Here is a 19,152-nt window from a genome sequence, read left to right as displayed (position 1 = left end):
AATATTATTTCATTGATTGATTTTGTGGTAGATAAAAGTAATAAAAATATAAATCTGTGGTCAAAAAAATAACCATTCTTATCATGAACGGTTATTTTTTTTAATTTTTTAAAGTCTTTTCATACTTATACTTCGTAGATAAGCTGTACTACACCCGATTTAAAAACATTGGTTTTGATAAGCTTCAGATTTAATCTTTCTTTTAACTCTTCAAAAGGGGTTTTCCCGTTCCTAAAGCAACCGGATGAACTGATATTCTATAGACATCCACCAGATTATTTTGAATAAAAGTGTTGATAAGGCTCGCCCCGCCGTACAGCCAGATATCTTTTCCACCCTGATTTTTTATTTCAGTAACCTTTTCAATGATATCGGAGGTAATAAAAGTAGCATTTTCATCTTCCCTGTGCTGGCTTGAAAAGACAAATTTATCTTTTGCATGCACCCCTTTCCAGAGCTGTTGCTCTGCGGGAGCTGCATTTTCCTCCGGCTGGTAGTTTCCCCATAGGTCGTAGCTTTTTCTTCCGTAGAAAATGGTATCGATACCGGATAGAAATCCATCAAAATCCATGTCGTCATCCATGATGCACCAATCGATTTCTCCGTTGGGGCCTTCTATAAATCCGTCTAAAGTGGTGGCTAAATCCAGTATTACTTTTTTCATTGTGCAGATTGGTTATTTTATTTTTTACATTTCAGCTGAAATACATTTCCTTCTGGATCTGTACCGTCGCACAGCCAGAAATTATAGTTTTCAAATGTTTTAATATCTCTCATTCCTACATTTTTGGACAGAAGCTCTGCTCTTGCCGATTCGATATCGATATCAATTTCGAAAACTAATTTGGTATTACTGTCAAATATATGATTTGTATTTATTTTTTCCATGTACTGATCACCGATTCTATGTAAACCAATCCTTGCTGCTCCGGCATCCAGTAAAACCCAGATCGGGCCTTCTTCAATAATTTTCAGATTGAAATGTTCAGCGTAGAAATTTTTGAGCAATTCAACATTTTGTACATAAAGGATGATGGTGTCTAATGTAACATTCATAGTTCTGCTTTTTCAATTTCGGATGCAGTTTTCAATTCCTTCATGATGGCCAATACATCTTTTTTCAGGCGGAAATATTTTCTGCTCAAAAGGTAAGGATATATGTTAATTGCTTTCATCATGATCTGCAGATGAGATTCCATATATTGATCATTATTAAAATAGATCAGATCATTGATCAGATAATAATTAAGATCTTTTATATCCTGCTCTTCCAGATCAAGACCAATTGTATTGCTTTCCAGATAAGGCTTGATTTCATTTTTCAGCATTTCTTCAAAAGGCTTAAGATTTATGAAATTTCGTTTGATCTGGTCAAACGTTGTTTTTGTATTAATAAAAGCTGTTGCATTGGCAATATCTGTATAAACCTGAAGCTTTTGGTCGTATTGACTGTCCAGATCAGCAAGAAGTTTGTAACGGCTGATAAATTCTGATTTTTTCCCCGAATCAGCTGCGGACATCAGAAAGTGATTGTATATATTCAGGTCGTTTTGCTGGATCCTGGCTTTGATTTCTATGATAGATTTTTCCAGCATAGGAATCAGTTTTTTGGCTTCTCCGGAAGTGTATTTCTCTCCGTCATAATCAAATGTCTTAAGAACCAATTCTTTATTGATAATGGCTTCAATCATTTTTTTATCACTTTCCAGGGCTATAATTGTATACACCCATTCTACTTTCTCTTTACTGAAAAGTTCATCAAAAGAAAACCTTCCGGAAGAAGTGTTTTCCTGAACTGTAAAGTCTGGGTTTTTATTGTCATAATAATTGTTGAATATTTTATCAAAAGAGTCCTTCTTATAATTTTCTTCAAATTCCGTTTTGAAAATATCGAGCTCCAGATCGGTTCTTCCTTTCTGATATTTTACTCTTGAGAAAAGTTTTGCTGTCAGTTTTTCTTCTATCTGTTCAAAATTATGAAACAAATTTCTTGCAGGTCCATCATCTGTTTCTTTGGTAATATTTAGTGCTCTGAGTTTTGCAATACGTTCTTCATGAGATGGATGTGAAGCCCACTGATTTTCAATCACCAGTTTTGATTTATTAAAAAGTCCGGATTCAGATAGCTTAACATTCGGAAGATTATGCTTTATCTCCAATTCGTTTAACTGAGCAAAAAAATTCATCACAAAAAATTGTTCTTTGTAAATGTTTTTGCTGGATTGATTCTTGGAAATTTTATGATCATAAAAACTAAGCACATTATTATAGGAGCTACTGGCCAGCTCTATTCTTAAAAGGGATTCTTCTAACGCCAGAGAACCTGCAATATGTGCAGCTACTTCGTCGGCATGGAACTCCATTTCTCTGGAAAGTGCCATATGACGGATATTAACAAAGGAATACATTTTGGTAAGGACCCATTGAATTTTCTGAGTAATGAAAAGTGAAATAGCCGCAAAAATGGAGAAATAACCACTCATATTTGCCCAGCTTTCTATCGAATTACGATAAGATTCATCATCATTCACCAGATTGAAAATAATTTTGTTCACATTATAAACATAACTTCCTACTTTCATAGAACGTTGAGAAAAATGACCGAACTCATGGGAGAGGATCGCTTTCAGTTCTTGTTTTGTAGAGGTGTTGACAAGCCCGACGCCGATGGTCAGATTCTTTTTGATGGGAAGGAACATACTCCAGAAACTTGAATCATAAAATACACTCGCATTTACATCGTAAGATAGATATGTCTTTTTAGGAAAATCTGTTCCTGTTTCTTTTACAATTTCATCAATCATTTTGAAAAGCTCCGGCTCTTCTGATCTTGTGATTTCCGTAAGATGACTTCTGTCGGTAATGTGTTTTTTGAATAGAAATTTAATGATAAAAAGAAGATAAATACTCCGGTTCCTATAGCTCCGACACCTAGCATTAAGGTCAGAAACATCGGCTTTGCAATGATCAGAGCGATTCCTCCTACTACACAGGCTATCGTTACTAAAAGAGTAAAAAGAAACAAAAGAATATAAACGACCACGAAAATAGTAATGGCCACAATAGCGGATTTACTTTTCTTTTTGAAATCCTCAGAAACTTGAATATACATGGAAATAATTTTTTACAATATTACATTCATAAACCTTATAAAACAAAAAACCATTCTAAAAAATAGAATGGATCAATTTTATCAATTATCTTTTCTGTGTTTGACATTTTTTAATAAGTGATTTTTTTAACTTTCCATAGCCATATAATCCAATTGCCCGTTTTCATCCGTATTGATGACCACCAGATAATCGGTGAGATCCTGCCCGATAGAATAATCCAGGATGGCAAAGGTATCTTCACTGTCGGGATAAAATCCTACCCTTACCAGTTCCAGTTTTGTTAATAATTGCTGTTCAGGTTCGATGTTTGGATCATTAAAGTTAATCAGTGCTGAAAGTTCTTCTCTGTCGATTTCTTCAAGATGGTGTTCCAGGTAAGATTTTACCGTATCGCCGTCCTGATCGTGATAGTCTTCAGTGATGTATGCTTTGTTTTGCTTATCGAATTTTTCAATATTCTCCAGGAAGTTTTTTACTTTGTCCAGTTTGGCAGGATCAATGCTTGGGTTTTCAAAATTCAGATCGAGCTGGATCTCATTGCCTTTAAAGTCGATGTTGACATCGTAATATTCTTCTAAATTTTGCAGGGCTACCTTTCCGAAATGAGGGAGTGTATAATCTGTCATGAGTATAGTTTTTATTTTTTATTGCAGCGGATTGCCGCTGCTCCAATTTACGAATTTCATTGATACGAAAGGACGCAGCCGGAGAAATGGTGCATCTTTTTATACATGAGCCTTGCCGATACCGAAGCAGATCTTATTGATACGGCTCATTAACCTTTTTTATTTTATTTCTTGCCTCTTCAATATTAAATTTGTCCGGATCACACGGAACAGAAGGGATCTCGTGATCAAATAAAAAATCATTCAGGTCGTCACAATCCGGGAGAATATTAAATTCTTTTTTTCGGCATCCAGTACCACGGCTTTGGGTCTGCTGGTGATAGAAGTACTGATGAGTGCTTTGGCCCAGCCATCGCTCATATTCTCTTCAAAATATAGAAACCGGCCGTAGCCTGTAACCTTACAAAATCTTGAAAACTGATCGGGCAAAAACCCCCGGTCGTCTTTGTTGGTGTATTTTTTATAGGTTTGAAAATACAGTTCTCCCTGATACGAAACAGCTAATGGTTTTCTTATTTTCTCATTATTTTGCTTCTCATAAAAGTAAACCTTCTCCGGCAGATGGTCAGATTCAGATTTTGCTGGACTTTTATAATATACTTCTGTGGTTGAAGTAGGGGTTTTGTTTAAAACATCTTCCAGGGTCATATAAATGCCTTCCGGAAAATCTCCCTTTCTGAAAGACTGGTACTCTTTTTTCTGCCCGTTCAGTATATTGTAGATAAAAAAGATACAAGCGAAAATATACAACTTCATGCAATGTCTGTTTTGAGCGGTTCTGATTAGTTTTTCAACAGTGAAATTACAAAAAAGCAGACATGAAAAATGAGGTTCAGTAAAGGTTAACGTTTATTTAATGTTGACCATTACACCCATTTTTTTATTCATTTGAAGTGAGAAAAGTAAAATGTTTTTTTGGGGGAAGGTGGTATTCTGTAAATCAGTAATCAACAATGACGAAATCCAGCTTTTTATTCATCAGGAAAAACATGTCCATATAATCTTCAGATGGTGGCTGTGCATATTCTTTTTGTAAGGCCTCAATTTCTTTTTTGGACATTTTTTTGGTATTATTCTCAGACAATTCCGTTTTCTTGTCGTTTTCCCAATCTCTGATGAATTCTTTTAATGCCGTTTTATAGGTATCTGTTTTTTTGTATTCTTCAAACCGGTTGAGTTTGAATTTTACGAATTCATCTTTATCCAGCGCCTTTTCTTTAACCACAGTATCGTTTTTTATCGTGATCAGTTTATACCGGTCGTATAGAGACGAATAGCTGAAATTGGAAAACTCAACTAATTTTCCATCCGGAATAACAAGCACACCCGAATAATTCAGAACGACTTTTTTATTTTTAAATAACTGCTTGTACACCGAAATATAGTTGCGTTTTGTCGAATTGATATTTTGAATTTCAAGATCGGCTAAAACCAGATTATTATTTTCAAGTTTGAAGGTGGCTATATATCCACGGTAATTTCCCGTGCTAAACGGAAGGGGGATGGCTTCAGTCCTGTATCTTTTGAACATAGCCAGGTGGGGGCCGTAGACAGGATGATATTCCGGATGATCCTTAAAGTATTTTTCCAGCGGATTATTCAGCAGGCTGTATTCTTTGTCGTTGATGATGATTCTGTCCGGTGCCTGGGCCGTTGGAAAAATTTTTATGATGGAAAAGGTAAATAGAAGGATTACAATTTTTAATTTCATTCTGGTACGTCTAAAGATGCTTTTAAAACAGAGGCTCTCCGTTGAGGTCCGTAGTCAGTACCTCACTCATATAATCAAAGAACGGACGCATCGCCAGCAGAGTTTGCAAAACTTCTTTTTGAAAATTGTCTGATACTACTTCCTTATCCGTAAATTTTCTCATCACCACAAATTGCTTTTTCCTGATCAGGTGTATGGCCGGATGATTTTTATCAAACCCCCGCGGAGCCGTTTTTACGGAATCACCTTGAAGCTCGCCGAAATATTTTACAAAGGTCCTGTCGGAAGTTATCTTTTCGATTTCTGTAGTGCTGATTTCAAATTCTTTGCGGATACGAAGCAGATCATTAGCCTCAGGTCCCCAGAATCCGCCTCCCACAAAACTGTTGCCGGGTTCCAGCTGAATATAATATCCGCCCCTCAACATGGGTTTTGAACGGGAATATCCAACCCCGAAATCAGTTTTATAAGGTGTTTTATCTTTAGAAAAACGAACATCCCTGTAAATCCTGAAAATATGAATTCCTTTTAACTTGTCATATTCCTGAAGTTCATTATAAATCCGGGTAAAAAGGTTTTGTTTTCTTTCACAATCGAATCATATTCCGGTTTGTGGGCAGAAAACCATTCACGGTTGTTGTTTTCTCTTAATTGGGTAAGGAAGTCGAAGGCTTTTTTCATTGGAGAGGGTACTTTGCAGTTTTATTTTAGATGAAAGATAAAATCGTTTTTATTATAATTTTTTTAAACCAGAAAGAGTATCATTATATCTGGTTTCCCTTTTTTATTCGCAAGCATAAAGATTTTCTGTCATCTCTGAAGATATTCTCATCAGTAATGATATCTTTAATTTCAGACTCAAAAAATAGAATCATTATTCCGTTTTGTAAAAATAGTATAATCATTTAAGGGGCACGTTATAAACTTAATTTGAATTTTTAAATTCTTTTTTCCAAACCTGATCTATAAGTATTCCGAAAATGATAAATCCAATACTTGAATAAGGAAAGCTTGTAATAGCCGAAAAAATGAGTTGCCCGTCACTCCTGAAATCTAAAAATAAACCCCAATATATATAAAATCCCAGTGGATGAATAATAAAATAAAAGATAAGCATCTCTATAACTACTTCAACCCACGTCAAATGAATTCCCTTATTAGCCATATTTTTGATCCCAGTTAACACTAAGAGAAGAAAGATGATTAATATTAAAACAAAAATTAGAATCGTTACCTTTCCCACATTAGAGTATGGATTTTTGTTTACAAAATTCTCTGCAATTAGTTCTATGATGCTTCCCGGGATCACGGTGAAAACAGGAACGAGGTAAGTGAATGTTAATAAGAAAGATAGTAAACTGAAAGTGGCCCCAATTTTAAGTCCTGAATTTCTATTTTTGATGAATGTTGCCATAGTAGTGCAAACCCTATTTTTATTTTGTAAGGTCGGGATTTTCTTTAAAAATATCCCCCCACAAGTTTTACAAAAATGTATGATAAATTATCTGAAAACTTTAATCTGCTGCAGCATCCCTTTCTCATCTTTAAAACTAAAAATGTACTTCCCGGGCTGCACTTTAGACAGGTCTATCGCTTTATTATAATAAGCAAAACCTTTGCTTATTTCCCGTCCATCAGGGGAGTAAACGGTATATTCAAACTGATTGCTGTTATTTTTATTGCTGATGATGAAGCCGTCTCTGGCTGCATTGGTATAGACTCTTGTTTTAGTTTCATAATTTTCAGCAGCGGTATTTGAGGAGAGGGCACTTTCCGTAATATCTGCTGCCTGTATGCTTTTAATAGCTGATTTGGTTAGAGAAGTTGTACTACCGCCGATGATGTATAGCTTATTGTTATAGATTTCTGCGGCAGCATGCCTCCTGGGGATCATATTGGATGATAACGGATGGAACTTATGGGTTGTCGTATCAAAATAGGCCAGAAAAGTTTGATTATTATAGCCTCCTGCGATGAAAATCTTATCGCCGGATACGGCTAATGCATGTCCCGATATCCCCGAAGGCATCGTATATTGGTTGGTCCAGCGGTCGGTTTTGAGGTCGTATACATTGATCAGGCGGGATGATGTACCGTTGAAGCCACCAATCACATACAGCTTATCATTCACGATTTTGCCTTTTGTTTCTCTGGCTGTGGGCATGTCGGGTAACGGATGCCATGTATCGGAAGCGATATCGTAGTATTGAAACCTGTCAGAAAATTTGGTGGTTGCAGCGCCGTTTAGCCCGCTGCCGCCGAAGACATATATTTTGCCGTTATAGATGGCCGACCCTGCATTTCCTGTATACGAACGATTCACAGCGCCTTTCTTTATTGTATTGGTAGCAAGGTCTACAATTTCAAGATGGCTGTTTCCCCAGCCGTTAAAAATATAGATTTTGTGATCGTACGTTTCCGAATTCGCAAATTTTTTGGGGAGCAGGGTAGCGTTGAGGATGCTCCATTTGTTATCCGTAATATTATATTTTTCAATATAATTGGCACTGCCGCCGTTTTCCTGATATCCGTTGCTTACGTATATATTATCATCCACAATTACACTGGTGATGGCACCTCTGCCGGCAGACATATTGGCGAGACTCTTAAAATTAAGCGTTTGTGCGCGGGTGAGCAGTGAGCCGAAAAATAAAAGGAAGACTAATTTTGTTTTCAAGGGTATGGGCTTTAGTGTTTGTTTTTTGTGACGGAATTGAATTGGATAACCGTGGTTTAAAGATAGGAAAAAGTTGAAGAGTATTTTCTAAAATCGCTTGTAATCAGATGAGCATCGGGTTATTTTCCTACACGCACTGCGGCTTCACCGATGTTTTGCATTTTATTTTCAGTATGGGTATACCCCCCCTTAGGTAAGGGGGTAAATGGAGTTGTGTATGGGGCTATACTTTGTTGTTCAACGGTCTGCGGGCCGCCCGGAAGAGCCTATAACCACTTACCCAAGGGCCTTCAGGCATTTATACAAGTGTATAAAGGTATTGTATGAAGTGTTTATAGTGATTACAAAAGTGGCCGGAGCCCCTTGATGAAGTGGCCCGAGACGGGTATAAGATTAGCTGGAGGGGCTTCCGGAGCAGGTAACGGATGTTTTATTGTCCCGAATCTGACGTTTCCGGATGATGTATTTTTTGGGTGCAATGTTTTTTTATGGCTTCTTTTTCCTTTGTACAAGGAGGTAGGCTGCATCCAGCATTTTGACCAGATGGATGTATGGGTTTATGATATTCCTTTCCGGAAGGTTGTCATACATTCCCAGTGAGAAATAGACCATACCGGACATAAAATAATCAAACTCCTGTATACTGTACTCCCTGAATGCCTTTCTAAAAACCAACAGGGGATTTTGGTATTCTTTCCCAGAAAGCAAGCCAAGGACGAATGGAGGGACCTCTTCCGTGACAGTATTGAAGGTGCCTTTCTTTTCCTTTATTGCTATCGCGTAGCCTGCACGGATGAACGACCGCATTGACTGGTGAAAATGGAGAATGACGGACGGGTCTTCCCGTATGCAGCTATTTCTTTTGATGGCATAGTTCATTATGCTGTTCAGGTGGCCTTTGGATGCTGTAAGGTCATTGAGCTGGAAGTAAGTCTCCATCATCTGCAAGCCGTAATACTTTTTGTGACTTTTCCCGAGCCGGGACTGAAAGTCTGTTCTGATTTTTTGCATGAGTCTGTATTTTTTATTGTACGGTTTTACCGGCCGTATAGAGGAAATCCCTCGCATACAAGCCTATTGAATAGGGTAGAATTTGTGTTTTTCTAAAAGCCCGAAAGCCGCAATGGATTGTACACCCCATTGTACCGTATCATGATACTTGATGTGGTAAAGCAGGCTTAGAAAATGATAATTGCAGAAAGCAGAACAGCATGAAAATAAAAACGGCATGAGACTCTACAATATCCGCTTTTGAGGCACTGGTATACCATTGGAACAGATAAGAGAGCCCACGCCTAGGTCGTGAGCTTCCTGCTTATAGTCTTGTTCCTATTAAAAATTACCAGTTTTCAAAAGCAAGATTCTAAGCAATAGCTTCTATATTTCTTTGAAGTATCGCAAAGCTACATTTATTGTAGCTTATTGTACAAATATAATATAATTTCTCTACTGTAGGTTAATTCAACTACAATTTTTTATTGTAAACTTTCCAAATTGCTCTGATAATGGTATTGCAATGGATAAAATTGAGTTTCGAATCGCTTTTGGGAAAAGAGTTGAAAAATTTAGAAAGAAGTTGGGATTAAGCTATCGGGAGTTAGCTCAGAAATGTGATGTAGACCATAGTAATATCAGTAAAATTGAAAAAGGAGAAGTTGATTTGAGAATTTCAACAATACAGGAACTAGCTAAAGGGTTGGAAGTTCACCCTCAGGAATTGTTTGATTTTAAAATAGAATGAAAAACAATCTCCAAAGTCTTCAGACTTTGGAGATTGTTTTAAAAGAATTGCTTTATTCAAAAGCATATTTTAATTCAAATTTATCACTTATTATTTTTTTAATCCGAGAAGTCCAATATGGTCCAAAACTTGAATTTAGAAGCTTTACTAAGTCTAAGTTATCAATTAATTCAATACTTGGATTTTTCTCAGCTAATTTTTTAGCCTCATTTGTAAAAGTTGAGGAGGTTACTAAAACTCCTTTTGTTGATTTTTCATTTGCTACTACTCCGAGTAAGTTCCGTATTTCAGAAACTCCGATTTTAGATTTTGTATATCTTTTACATTGAATAAGTAGTTCTTGTTTTTGTGATTTCTTTTGCCTCTTAGCAATTATATCAATTCCATTATCATAACTTTTTGATGTTAATTGGATTTCATATCCAATTTCCTTATATAATTTTCCCACTAACTTTTCGAAATCAGTTGGAGAGAGTTCATTGAATATATCTTCTTTATGTTTATAATCAATATATTTTGCTCTTATTATCATAGAACAATCACTTAATGCATTCAGATAATTATCGGGTAAAAATTGACAATTGACATAAAAATATGTATCTATTATATTGATTGCTAGTTTAGGAGAATCTGGTAATAAATCTAAAATCCAAGTTAATCCTTCCCAGACATAAACCTTATCTGATTTAGTTCGAGCAATTATCTTTCTATAATACTCATATGAAAGAATTTTTTCAATATTTTTTTTATTTTTAAATTCTCTAGAGATCCACTGTGCAGTATAATAATCCTTTCCAAAAGTACTGTTCTGAATTAAAAATTTTCTGAGAATAGCCTTTATCTTTTTATCATCATAAGTATTGATTTTCGATATAAATTCATTTGCCATTTCTTCTGTAGGAAAGAAATTGTTGGGGTAAAGGTCATTGTATTTTTTAGATAGAAGATATTCTAGAAATTCTTCTAAATTGAGATTTTTTCCTTCAATCATTTATTTGAGCTGTTTGAAAATATTGGTATGTACATCTAAACTTATGTTTTATTGGCTCAAAGTCTGAAACTTTTTGTAATATGAATTATATTAATTCTAAAATATAGTCGCAAGGATAAATAACAGTAAGGCCTGTGTTTGGCCAACCAAATGAAACTATTCCTATTATGAGGTTCGATACCTTATAATTTACAGATTGTAATTCGTGACTTTCACTTACTTTATAATAAAAATCCTTTGGACAAATTATTGGACCTCCACTATTTCCTCCAATGATCAATCCATCAACTAAATAAAATTTTTCACTTAGGGTTTTAGAGACTGTGACCAAGCTTTTATTTACCCAATTTGTTATGATTTCTAGATTCCCTGATAAAGATGAAGCTATAAAACCTGATTTTGCGATTGGGTAATTAGAAGTGGCTAATTTAAAACCTCCTGGATAGCCGATGGTAAAAACTTGTGAACCAAATCCTAAAAAAGCCTCTTTACTAATATCTTTTATCGGAATTAAAAATCCTGTACTAACATAATTTCGTGATATGTCATTATCTGTATCAAATATTGAAGTGATATCTATAACTGCTATATCTACGTCTTCTGATGGATGCAATCTAACTTCTCTAGTAAGACTTCCAGTCGAATCTTTTAAACTTATGGTTTTCTTAATACTTGTGTTAGGTTCTTCTGGGTAGAAGTAGACAGATATTGAATCATCCAATATAAAAGGATCTACAAGTGAGTATTCACCGATCATATGTTTATTAGTAACTAAAAAAACATTATTATCTTTATTTACAAGAAACCCTGTACCTGTAGAACCTATTGGCCTTTCCAAATTCACAATTACTTTTAGCATATTTTCATCTATCCTGCCAATATAGTCTTGCGGATAATCATAGTTGGGATTTGTTGATGTATCTTTTATCATTTAGAGGATTTAATTTATATGGAATTTTGGTTGAAAGCAATAGTTGCTTTCAAAACACTTAGCGTTGTTATGTTTTTAGTTTTCGGTATTTTTGAGCTCGATATTATACTCGATTCTAGGGCCATTATGATGATAGGAATGTTTTGTAAATCCTATATATGGTATGAATTCGGAATATACTTGATCACTTAATGTCTGATTGTAGATACGATAAATCATTCTTTCAGTCATTTTTTTGCCATCAAAATAATTTGTTGTTCCTTCAAATTGTACATGATTTATATATAGTTTATCTCCTCGTAAGGAATGAGGAATTGTTGAAGAAAATATTTGTTTATGAAAAAATGGCAAATTATAGTCTGGAAATACATTAAAATCACTATCTCTCAATTTATAATTACCCTTGCTAAACATTTCTGTTACTCTTATTTGTTGTTCTTGTGGAATACCGTAAACCATATTAGATATGAATAATAAATAAAATTTTTGTTTTTGTTTTCGAGGAAAGAGAATATCGTTGTCAAATTCAACTAAAGATATATTATCTTTAGTTTGTATATTTATTACTCTAACATCTACAACATATAAACTATCATATTCAGCTCCGTCATCAATACTTTTTTCTATAATTTCGTAGGTGAATATTTTGTTTTTTTTAATTCCAAAATAATCTAAAAAATTTATTTTATCAAGATTTGGTGTATTTATGAATACTTCTCTAATATCTTTTTCGTTTGTAAAAATCGGAGTAAAAATGGTCGTTAACATTATACAAACTGTGGAAATTAAAGTTATAATTACCTCTGGTATTTGATACCATTTTTGATTTGAATTTTGCATATATAAAATTAGAATTTCCTATTTTCAAGTAATTATATAAAGTTGTATTTTTTAAATTGTTCTTCAAAATTCTTTATTTGAAAAATATTTATAAACATATCATCATCAATTCTTTCAATAGTATTTGTTCTAGTTTCTATCAAAAATTTAAAAACTTGAAATATTGAATGATTTTGCTTTATATACGTATAACGATCATTATAAAAGTAAATAGGTACTCTATAATTTCCAATATCATTTCTATATTCACTAAAATTAGCTTCAATGATTTCATAAAAACTTTCTAGATATGTTCTGATAGAGCTATATAAATAAAAAAATAATACATTATCAAACTCGGCATGGAATGCTAGTTCACTTTCGTTAACTTCTAAAACATTTGATGCAAAGAAATCTCCTGGAATTGATTCTTTATAAAAATATTGTAAAGGTCTTTTAAATACATTGAAAACTTCATTTTCAAAATTTATATCAAAAGATTCAATGCTATATATTTTTTGATATTTTTCATAGTTCCATCTATATACAGGGAAAATTGGTAGAGTTTTATCAAAATAAAATTCAATTAAGATCGGATTCATATTTTTCTTTTTGAGTTAGCATGGTTTATTAGTATAGTTTTATTTATTAGTCAAATTTAGTATTTTTTGTGATGTTTTATTCCTCGTTATAATGATTTGCTTACAAAATTATTATATTAAACAACTATTTCCTTACGGGAACCCATAAAACAAAAAAACGCTCCACAAAAAGCACAACGGTTTATATATTAAATTTGTCTTAGCGACTTGCTATTACATCATTCCTGGCATTCCACCACCCATTGGCATAGCTGGTTCAGCGCTCTTTACTTCAGTGATAACACATTCAGTTGTTAAAAGCATTCCGCTATCCGAAGTCTCCTGACTTTGGATTTTTTTGCGCAAAAGTCGGGAGACTTTGCGCAGCGGTGAGAATTTTTACTTGCTATAAAACTCCTTAGTTTATACAATTGGTTAGAATAGATTATAAAAAACAAATAATTTATTAAAAATTTGAAAAATGTATCTCTAGCAAAAATTTTAAAGTGTTTTCAGCTTTACTTTTAATAATTGCAAGTTCTTTATCTCCTAATTTTGATTTAATAGAATGAGTTCCTTTTTGAAATAAGTTAATTAATTCTAGGGTTGATGTGATGTCTTTATCTACAAAATCTTTCATTTCTTCATTATTGAACTTTCTACATAAATATAATAATCTTGCTTTTCTTGTAGGTTTCCCGTTATGATATAATTCAGGAGACTTATTCCACGCTTCTATATCTTTATTAGGTGATATAATTTGAAAAACATGAGTGTATAGTTCACGAATAGACGTGATAAAATGTCTTGGTTTCTCTACATTATCAGAAGTATATGCCTGAATTGCACCTTTCCATAAATCATATAAATCAGAATTTAATTTTGGGAGATGAGTACTTAATAAAATTTCATTCTCATACTTAATTTCGTCTTTTATTAAAATTTCCTCTCTAGTTTCACTTTCTTGCTCTAACGATAGAATTTCAAGTGTATCTGCACAAGTATAATATTCTGATGGAATTACATTTTTTATTACAGGATCTAATTGACTATAATATAAAGGGTTTCTTTCAAAAGATTCATATAATGAGTTATAACTTTGAGATAACTCTATAAAATTTGTAAATAATTTTGATCGCTGAATAAGATTTGCATTTAATTTACTTCCAATATTTTGTACACTTAAATTGACAATTGATTTTTCAGCATAAATTGACAACTCTGTAGCTTTTATTATATCGTTATGAATTAATAGTCTAGATGTAATATCTGTTCCAATTATACTAGATAATCTACTAGAATCATAGTTTTTTAAAAAATCATTAGCCGTTAGACTTGCTGAAAGAAGTCTTGCAGTATTAGATATTGGATTTTGTTGAATATTTTTTTCGTATTCTGATAAAAAAGGTATGGAGTTTAATTGGGTAATAGATGCAATTGCCGTTCTAGATAAATTAGCCAGTGATTGATGATTTTCGTATGTAAGGATTTGTGGAAGTAATTTTGTGATACTACCAAAAATAAGAAGGTTTTTATCTAGATTTTCTTTTAAAGAACTTTGAAGTTGGCTAGAGATTGGTGTAGAGAATAAAGAAATTTGTTTAGTCATTTCTGAAATTCTTGATGAATTATTTGTTAAAGAATCAATAGCTGATTTATATCTTTCATTTATATTATTTTCTTCTAAACTCATGTTATTATTTATATACGATCTTCGTGTTATTGTTTTATGTGAAATTAAAGAAAAAACTCTAATATTTAGTTGAATTTTAATTTTTTGTTGTAAAACATAGTAATAGAGTAAATATTCCTTACCGGAAACCATATTCAAAAAACATCCCATAAAAATAGAACGGTTTTAATTTATATAATTGTTATGACTACATCATTCTTAGCATTCCACTACCCATTGGAATATCTGGTTCAATACTATCGGCGGTATTTTTTCAAAAAAGTTAAAATTTCTTTTTGATGTAATTTAATTTTTTTATTTCTACATATTGAAAGGATATATTGAAACTTGGAATCTTGATTCCATTTTATAAAAGCATTTTTCTCTCCGCTATCCGAAGTCTCCTGACTTTGGATTGTTTTTGCGCAAAGTCTGGAGACTTTGCGCAGCGGGGCTTGCGGGGGATGTCTGCTTCAAGCATGTTTACACATGCTTTATTGTGAAGATTTAGGTTTTTTACTCTTCACTTTCTGCTTTATCCATTGGATAGCTGCGTCAACGGGGGCAGTATCGGTGCCGGAAGACGTATTGTGGCCCAATTGAGGAAAAGACATATAGTTAAAGGGCTTGCCTTGGGCTTTGAGTGTATTCAATTGCTCTATACACAACTTTACCGGGATCTGTATGTCTTTTTCGCCAAAAAGCCAAAGCCCGGGAATTGAAAGGGTATTCAAATAGGTTTTAGGATCAGTCGCTGCAAACTGGTACCTGTCCGGATCTTTTAGGGTATGTTCAATGGCGTCTGCTTCTGTATGGTTTTCCCAAAAACTATGGTTTCCGTTGGTATAGAACTGAAAGCGAAGCTGTTCCAGTGTTGTAATGGTAGGGCCGCTGAATAAAACCATAAACTCAATACCTGGGTTTTTGCTTGCTACAATCGGGATGATCCATCCTGCCTGGCTGAATTCTACCAGCCCGATTGGGAGTTTTTTCTGTTTCAAATAAGCCTGGAATGTTGTTACAGCTGCATTGGCATCCTGGGCCAATAGATCAAGATTAGCCGTGTCAATATTATTCGTACCTACAGACGGCCCTACATACACACCTCCGGATTCTCCAACTCCGCGTTTATCATAGGTTAGTACGGCAATACCTTCTTTAGCAAGACGTTTTGCAAACTCCATTTCCCTTTTTACGGGATCAGACCCGTGAACAATTACCACGGCTGCCACTGGTTTTTCAGGTTCTAAAATAGAGCCTGCAAGAGTGATCCCCTGGCTTTCAAATTTTACATCCTGAATGGTTAAACCTGTGGATTGTGAAAAGGCCATTTGGGGTAAAGCTGTTAGCAGCAACCAAATAAATACGCCAGAAAGGAAACTGATCTTCATTGTAGATTTTTTCATGGGGTCATAGTGAGTCATCAAATATAATAAAAAAACCGTCCTACAAAGTAGAACGGTTAATATATTAAATTGTCTCAACGACACGTTTTTACATCATTCCTGGCATTCCACCACCCATTGGCATAGCTGGTTCGTCTTTTTTCACTTCAGTGATTACACATTCAGTGGTAAGAAGCATACCTGATACGGAAGCTGCGTTTTCAAGGGCAACTCTTGTTACTTTAGTTGGGTCAATGATACCTGCTTCAAGCATTTGAACATACTCGTCAGTTTTCGCATTGTATCCGAAGTCTCCTGTTCCTTCTGCTACTTTAGCAACGATTACAGAACCTTCACCACCTGCGTTGGCAACGATTTGTCTTAATGGCTCTTCGATCGCTCTTTTCACGATTTTGATACCTGTGTTTTCGTCAGCATTAGCACCGGAAAGTTCGTTCAATGAAGAGATGGCTCTTACTAAAGCAACACCACCACCTGCAACGATACCTTCTTCAACAGCAGCTCTAGTTGCGTGTAATGCATCGTCAACTCTGTCTTTTTTCTCTTTCATTTCTACTTCAGAAGCAGCACCTACATACAATACAGCAACACCACCGGCTAACTTAGCTAATCTTTCCTGAAGTTTTTCTCTGTCGTAGTCAGAAGTTGTAGTTTCCATCTGAGCTTTGATCTGAGCTACTCTTCCTTTGATTTTCGCTTCGTCACCACCACCGTTTACAACTGTTGTATTGTCTTTGTCGATCGTCACTTTCTCAGCAGTTCCAAGCATATCTAAAGAGATGTTTTCCATAGTGAAACCTTGCTCTTCAGAGATCACCTGGCCACCTGTAAGGATCGCGATATCTTCTAACATTGCTTTTCTTCTGTCTCCGAATCCCGGAGCTTTTACAGCAGCAATTTTAAGAGAACCTCTTAATTTGTTTACTACCAAAGTAGCTAAAGCTTCACCTTCAACTTCTTCAGAGATGATTAATAGAGACTTACCACCTTGTGCAATTGGCTCAAGAACCGGTAACAATTCTTTCATTGAAGAAATTTTCTTCTCTACTAAAAGGATATATGGGTTTTCCAGTTCAGCTAACATTTTCTCAGGGTTAGTTACGAAGTAAGGTGACTGGTATCCTCTGTCGAACTGCATACCTTCTACAACGTCAACGGTTGTATCGATACCTTTAGCTTCTTCCACAGTGATTACTCCTTCTTTACCAACTTTTCCGAAAGCTTCAGCGATCAAAGCACCGATCGTTTCATCGTTGTTAGCAGATACAGAAGCTACTTGCTTTACTTTATCTGTAGAATCTCCAACAGCCTGAGACTGTGTTTTAAGATTTTCAACAACCGCTGTTACTGCTTTGTCGATCCCTCTTTTAAGATCCATTGGGTTAGCACCTGCTGCTACGTTCTTAAGACCTTCTCTTACGATAGCCTGTGCCAATACAGTAGCGGTAGTAGTACCGTCTCCTGCGATATCATTGGTTTTGGAAGCCACTTCTTTTACCATTTGCGCTCCCATATTTTCTACTCTGTCTTCAAGTTCGATTTCCTTTGCAACAGAAACACCGTCCTTAGTTACGTGCGGAGCACCGAACGATTTTTCAATCACTACGTTTCTCCCTTTAGGACCTAAAGTTACTTTTACTGCATTAGCCAATGCATCTACTCCTCTCTTTAGAGCGTCTCTTGATTCAATATCGAATTTTATTTCTTTTGCCATTTTGATTAGATATTAGATGTTAGATGTCAGATACTAGACAACTAACGATAGTTTTTAATTTGATTTTTTTTAATCTGAAATCTGATGTCTGTGATCTGAAATCTTATCCGATGATTCCCAATAAGTCAGCTTCTCTTACAATTAAGTAATCTTTCCCTTCTAACTTCAATTCAGAACCTGAATATTTTCCATAAAGAACTTTGTCACCTACCTGAACCGTTGTAGGCTCATCTTTTTACCAGGACCTACTGCCACTACAGTACCTTCTTGCGGCTTTTCCTTTGCAGTATCCGGGATAATAATACCTGAAGCTGTTTTAGTTTCTGCTGCGATTGGCTCTACCAGAACTCTGTCTGCCAATGGTTTAAAGTTTACTGACATAATATATTTATTTTTTAATTATTTCTGTGTTGGAATTCTCTAAATGTATGCCATGAGACAGTGTTGGCTGAAATGGCAGATTTTTTATTCCGAATGTGAAAATTTGGCAGAAAAATAAAAATGAAAGCCGGAAATTTTCCGGCTTTTATCTAACTCATGAATTGATTTTTTACTGGGGCAACTTTCTCCAGGTTCTGCCAAAGGACACATTTTCCTTTGCAGTCTCTTTCACAAAAGTAGCGCAATTCAGCACTACTATTGGTTGCCTGTGGTATCTCTGCTAATCAATTAGCATTTTTCATAGTTAATAATCTTTGTTTGTACAAAATTCCTGAAAATTTAAAGTCAACCAGGTTCTTGACATTTGGTGTAAAAAGAAGTAGTTCAAATATAAAACTTTTTCCTTTAAGGGTGAAATATTTTAAGTCTTTTTTTAATAATTATTTGGTTGTCAGATTCTAATGTTTTGCAGTATGCCTTTTCCGGATCCTGAAAAATACAATGCACAGAAAAATATAAAAAAGAAAGCCGGAAATTTCCGGCCTTTATTGTAATGGTTATGGGATAATCAGGTCACGGACAGTATTGTCCCGGTCCGATCCAACGGATACATTTCATGTTGTCATCATAGTCACAACACACAAGTCTTGCAGCAGCTCCTCCAATGATGGATTTTTGGGCTTCTCTGCTTAATAGTTTAGCATTTTTCATAAGTAATAGTTTTGATTGATTCCTGAGCATTTTATGTCAATCAGGTTTTTTGACAGTTGGTGTCTTATTATTTTTCAA

General features: G+C 34.7%; 18 protein-coding genes and 3 pseudogenes. 1 reads left to right on the top strand and 20 read right to left on the bottom strand.

Translation table 11 applies throughout. The features are described 5' to 3' along the window. Positions 1–125: 125 nt before the first annotated feature. The 11 genes and pseudogenes from H3Z85_04505 to H3Z85_04455 all read right to left on the bottom strand — a co-directional run bounded on the left by H3Z85_04505 (position 126) and on the right by H3Z85_04455 (position 9,138). Positions 126–664, bottom strand: a pseudogene (locus H3Z85_04505) (dihydrofolate reductase). A gap of 17 nt (positions 665–681) precedes the next feature. Next, entirely contained in the window at positions 682–1,056 is a 375-nt protein-coding gene (locus H3Z85_04500; GenBank protein QPQ52708.1) for a glyoxalase/bleomycin resistance/dioxygenase family protein, read from the bottom strand. Next, positions 1,053–2,804, bottom strand: a complete 1,752-nt coding sequence (locus tag H3Z85_04495) for a M48 family metalloprotease (GenBank protein QPQ52707.1) — start codon at positions 2,802–2,804, stop codon at positions 1,053–1,055. The genes H3Z85_04500 and H3Z85_04495 overlap by 4 nt, the downstream gene beginning before the upstream one ends. Then, positions 2,801–3,112 carry a hypothetical protein gene (locus H3Z85_04490; protein ID QPQ52706.1) on the bottom strand — a complete coding sequence of 104 codons (312 nt, stop codon included), beginning with the start codon at positions 3,110–3,112 and terminating at the stop codon, positions 2,801–2,803. Before H3Z85_04490 ends, H3Z85_04495 begins: the two co-directional genes overlap by 4 nt. Positions 3,113–3,238: 126 nt before the next feature. Next, positions 3,239–3,739: a DUF2004 domain-containing protein gene (locus tag H3Z85_04485; GenBank protein QPQ52705.1), complete on the bottom strand. Its 501-nt coding sequence runs from the start codon at positions 3,737–3,739 to the stop codon at positions 3,239–3,241. 243 nt (positions 3,740–3,982) lie between these two features. After that, complete coding sequence (locus tag H3Z85_04480) at positions 3,983–4,495, bottom strand: hypothetical protein (protein ID QPQ52704.1); 513 nt, start codon at positions 4,493–4,495, stop codon at positions 3,983–3,985. 184 nt (positions 4,496–4,679) lie between these two features. Continuing rightward, positions 4,680–5,450 carry a hypothetical protein gene (locus H3Z85_04475; GenBank protein ID QPQ52703.1) on the bottom strand — a complete coding sequence of 257 codons (771 nt, stop codon included), beginning with the start codon at positions 5,448–5,450 and terminating at the stop codon, positions 4,680–4,682. Between the two features lie 22 nt (positions 5,451–5,472). After that, positions 5,473–6,131, bottom strand: a pseudogene (locus H3Z85_04470) (DUF2461 domain-containing protein). Between the two features lie 244 nt (positions 6,132–6,375). Beyond that, positions 6,376–6,864: a hypothetical protein gene (locus H3Z85_04465; protein ID QPQ52702.1), complete on the bottom strand. Its 489-nt coding sequence runs from the start codon at positions 6,862–6,864 to the stop codon at positions 6,376–6,378. An 87-nt stretch (positions 6,865–6,951) separates the two neighbouring features. Further along, on the bottom strand, positions 6,952–8,127 hold the full coding sequence (locus tag H3Z85_04460) for a T9SS type A sorting domain-containing protein (protein ID QPQ52701.1): 1,176 nt from the start codon (positions 8,125–8,127) through the stop codon (positions 6,952–6,954). Between the two features lie 486 nt (positions 8,128–8,613). Continuing rightward, positions 8,614–9,138 carry a hypothetical protein gene (locus H3Z85_04455; protein QPQ52700.1) on the bottom strand — a complete coding sequence of 175 codons (525 nt, stop codon included), beginning with the start codon at positions 9,136–9,138 and terminating at the stop codon, positions 8,614–8,616. Between the two features lie 505 nt (positions 9,139–9,643). Here H3Z85_04455 and H3Z85_04450 point away from each other — a divergent pair. Next, positions 9,644–9,868, top strand: a complete 225-nt coding sequence (locus tag H3Z85_04450) for a helix-turn-helix transcriptional regulator (protein QPQ52699.1) — start codon at positions 9,644–9,646, stop codon at positions 9,866–9,868. A 52-nt stretch (positions 9,869–9,920) separates the two neighbouring features. Here H3Z85_04450 and H3Z85_04445 read toward each other — a convergent pair whose 3' ends face one another. The 9 genes and pseudogenes from H3Z85_04445 to H3Z85_04405 all read right to left on the bottom strand — a co-directional run bounded on the left by H3Z85_04445 (position 9,921) and on the right by H3Z85_04405 (position 19,074). Next, a complete protein-coding gene (locus H3Z85_04445) occupies positions 9,921–10,859 on the bottom strand; it encodes a restriction endonuclease (GenBank protein ID QPQ52698.1) in 939 nt (312 codons plus the stop codon). A gap of 85 nt (positions 10,860–10,944) precedes the next feature. Then, positions 10,945–11,790 (bottom strand): trypsin-like peptidase domain-containing protein, encoded by an 846-nt coding sequence (locus H3Z85_04440; GenBank protein ID QPQ52697.1) that lies wholly within the window; start codon positions 11,788–11,790, stop codon positions 10,945–10,947. A 75-nt stretch (positions 11,791–11,865) separates the two neighbouring features. Further along, on the bottom strand, positions 11,866–12,630 hold the full coding sequence (locus H3Z85_04435) for a hypothetical protein (GenBank protein ID QPQ52696.1): 765 nt from the start codon (positions 12,628–12,630) through the stop codon (positions 11,866–11,868). A 32-nt stretch (positions 12,631–12,662) separates the two neighbouring features. Continuing rightward, positions 12,663–13,211, bottom strand: a complete 549-nt coding sequence (locus H3Z85_04430) for a hypothetical protein (protein ID QPQ52695.1) — start codon at positions 13,209–13,211, stop codon at positions 12,663–12,665. A gap of 445 nt (positions 13,212–13,656) precedes the next feature. Beyond that, entirely contained in the window at positions 13,657–14,883 is a 1,227-nt protein-coding gene (locus H3Z85_04425; protein QPQ52694.1) for a hypothetical protein, read from the bottom strand. A 473-nt stretch (positions 14,884–15,356) separates the two neighbouring features. Beyond that, a complete protein-coding gene (locus H3Z85_04420; GenBank protein ID QPQ52693.1) occupies positions 15,357–16,253 on the bottom strand; it encodes an alpha/beta hydrolase in 897 nt (298 codons plus the stop codon). 103 nt (positions 16,254–16,356) lie between these two features. Continuing rightward, complete coding sequence (gene groL / locus H3Z85_04415) at positions 16,357–17,982, bottom strand: chaperonin GroEL (protein ID QPQ52692.1); 1,626 nt, start codon at positions 17,980–17,982, stop codon at positions 16,357–16,359. A gap of 103 nt (positions 17,983–18,085) precedes the next feature. Then, positions 18,086–18,363 (bottom strand): annotated as a pseudogene (locus H3Z85_04410) (co-chaperone GroES). Positions 18,364–18,936: 573 nt separating this feature from the next. Further along, positions 18,937–19,074, bottom strand: a complete 138-nt coding sequence (locus H3Z85_04405) for a hypothetical protein (GenBank protein QPQ52691.1) — start codon at positions 19,072–19,074, stop codon at positions 18,937–18,939. Between the last annotated feature and the right edge of the window lie 78 nt (positions 19,075–19,152).

It is taken from the genome of Chryseobacterium indologenes, assembly GCA_016025055.1.
Taxonomy (GTDB): Bacteria; Bacteroidota; Bacteroidia; order Flavobacteriales; family Weeksellaceae; genus Chryseobacterium; species Chryseobacterium indologenes.
Note: the sequence above shows the minus strand (reverse complement) of the source record. Positions and strands in the feature narration are given on the sequence as shown.

Bases quoted from the DNA above. Each gene is read 5' to 3' on its own strand.
- H3Z85_04405 (QPQ52691.1), bottom strand. From the start codon at position 19,074: ATGAAAAATGCTAAACTATTAAGCAGAGAAGCCCAAAAATCCATCATT.
- H3Z85_04480 (QPQ52704.1), bottom strand. From the start codon at position 4,495: ATGAAGTTGTATATTTTCGCTTGTATCTTTTTTATCTACAATATACTG.
- H3Z85_04435 (QPQ52696.1), bottom strand. From the start codon at position 12,630: ATGCAAAATTCAAATCAAAAATGGTATCAAATACCAGAGGTAATTATA.
- H3Z85_04500 (QPQ52708.1), bottom strand. From the start codon at position 1,056: ATGAATGTTACATTAGACACCATCATCCTTTATGTACAAAATGTTGAA.
- H3Z85_04475 (QPQ52703.1), bottom strand. From the start codon at position 5,450: ATGAAATTAAAAATTGTAATCCTTCTATTTACCTTTTCCATCATAAAA.
- H3Z85_04490 (QPQ52706.1), bottom strand. From the start codon at position 3,112: ATGTATATTCAAGTTTCTGAGGATTTCAAAAAGAAAAGTAAATCCGCT.
- groL (QPQ52692.1), bottom strand. From the start codon at position 17,982: ATGGCAAAAGAAATAAAATTCGATATTGAATCAAGAGACGCTCTAAAG.
- H3Z85_04430 (QPQ52695.1), bottom strand. From the start codon at position 13,211: ATGAATCCGATCTTAATTGAATTTTATTTTGATAAAACTCTACCAATT.
- H3Z85_04455 (QPQ52700.1), bottom strand. From the start codon at position 9,138: ATGCAAAAAATCAGAACAGACTTTCAGTCCCGGCTCGGGAAAAGTCAC.
- H3Z85_04420 (QPQ52693.1), bottom strand. From the start codon at position 16,253: ATGAAGATCAGTTTCCTTTCTGGCGTATTTATTTGGTTGCTGCTAACA.
- H3Z85_04425 (QPQ52694.1), bottom strand. From the start codon at position 14,883: ATGAGTTTAGAAGAAAATAATATAAATGAAAGATATAAATCAGCTATT.
- H3Z85_04485 (QPQ52705.1), bottom strand. From the start codon at position 3,739: ATGACAGATTATACACTCCCTCATTTCGGAAAGGTAGCCCTGCAAAAT.
- H3Z85_04440 (QPQ52697.1), bottom strand. From the start codon at position 11,790: ATGATAAAAGATACATCAACAAATCCCAACTATGATTATCCGCAAGAC.
- H3Z85_04450 (QPQ52699.1), top strand. From the start codon at position 9,644: ATGGATAAAATTGAGTTTCGAATCGCTTTTGGGAAAAGAGTTGAAAAA.
- H3Z85_04445 (QPQ52698.1), bottom strand. From the start codon at position 10,859: ATGATTGAAGGAAAAAATCTCAATTTAGAAGAATTTCTAGAATATCTT.
- H3Z85_04465 (QPQ52702.1), bottom strand. From the start codon at position 6,864: ATGGCAACATTCATCAAAAATAGAAATTCAGGACTTAAAATTGGGGCC.
- H3Z85_04495 (QPQ52707.1), bottom strand. From the start codon at position 2,804: ATGATTGATGAAATTGTAAAAGAAACAGGAACAGATTTTCCTAAAAAG.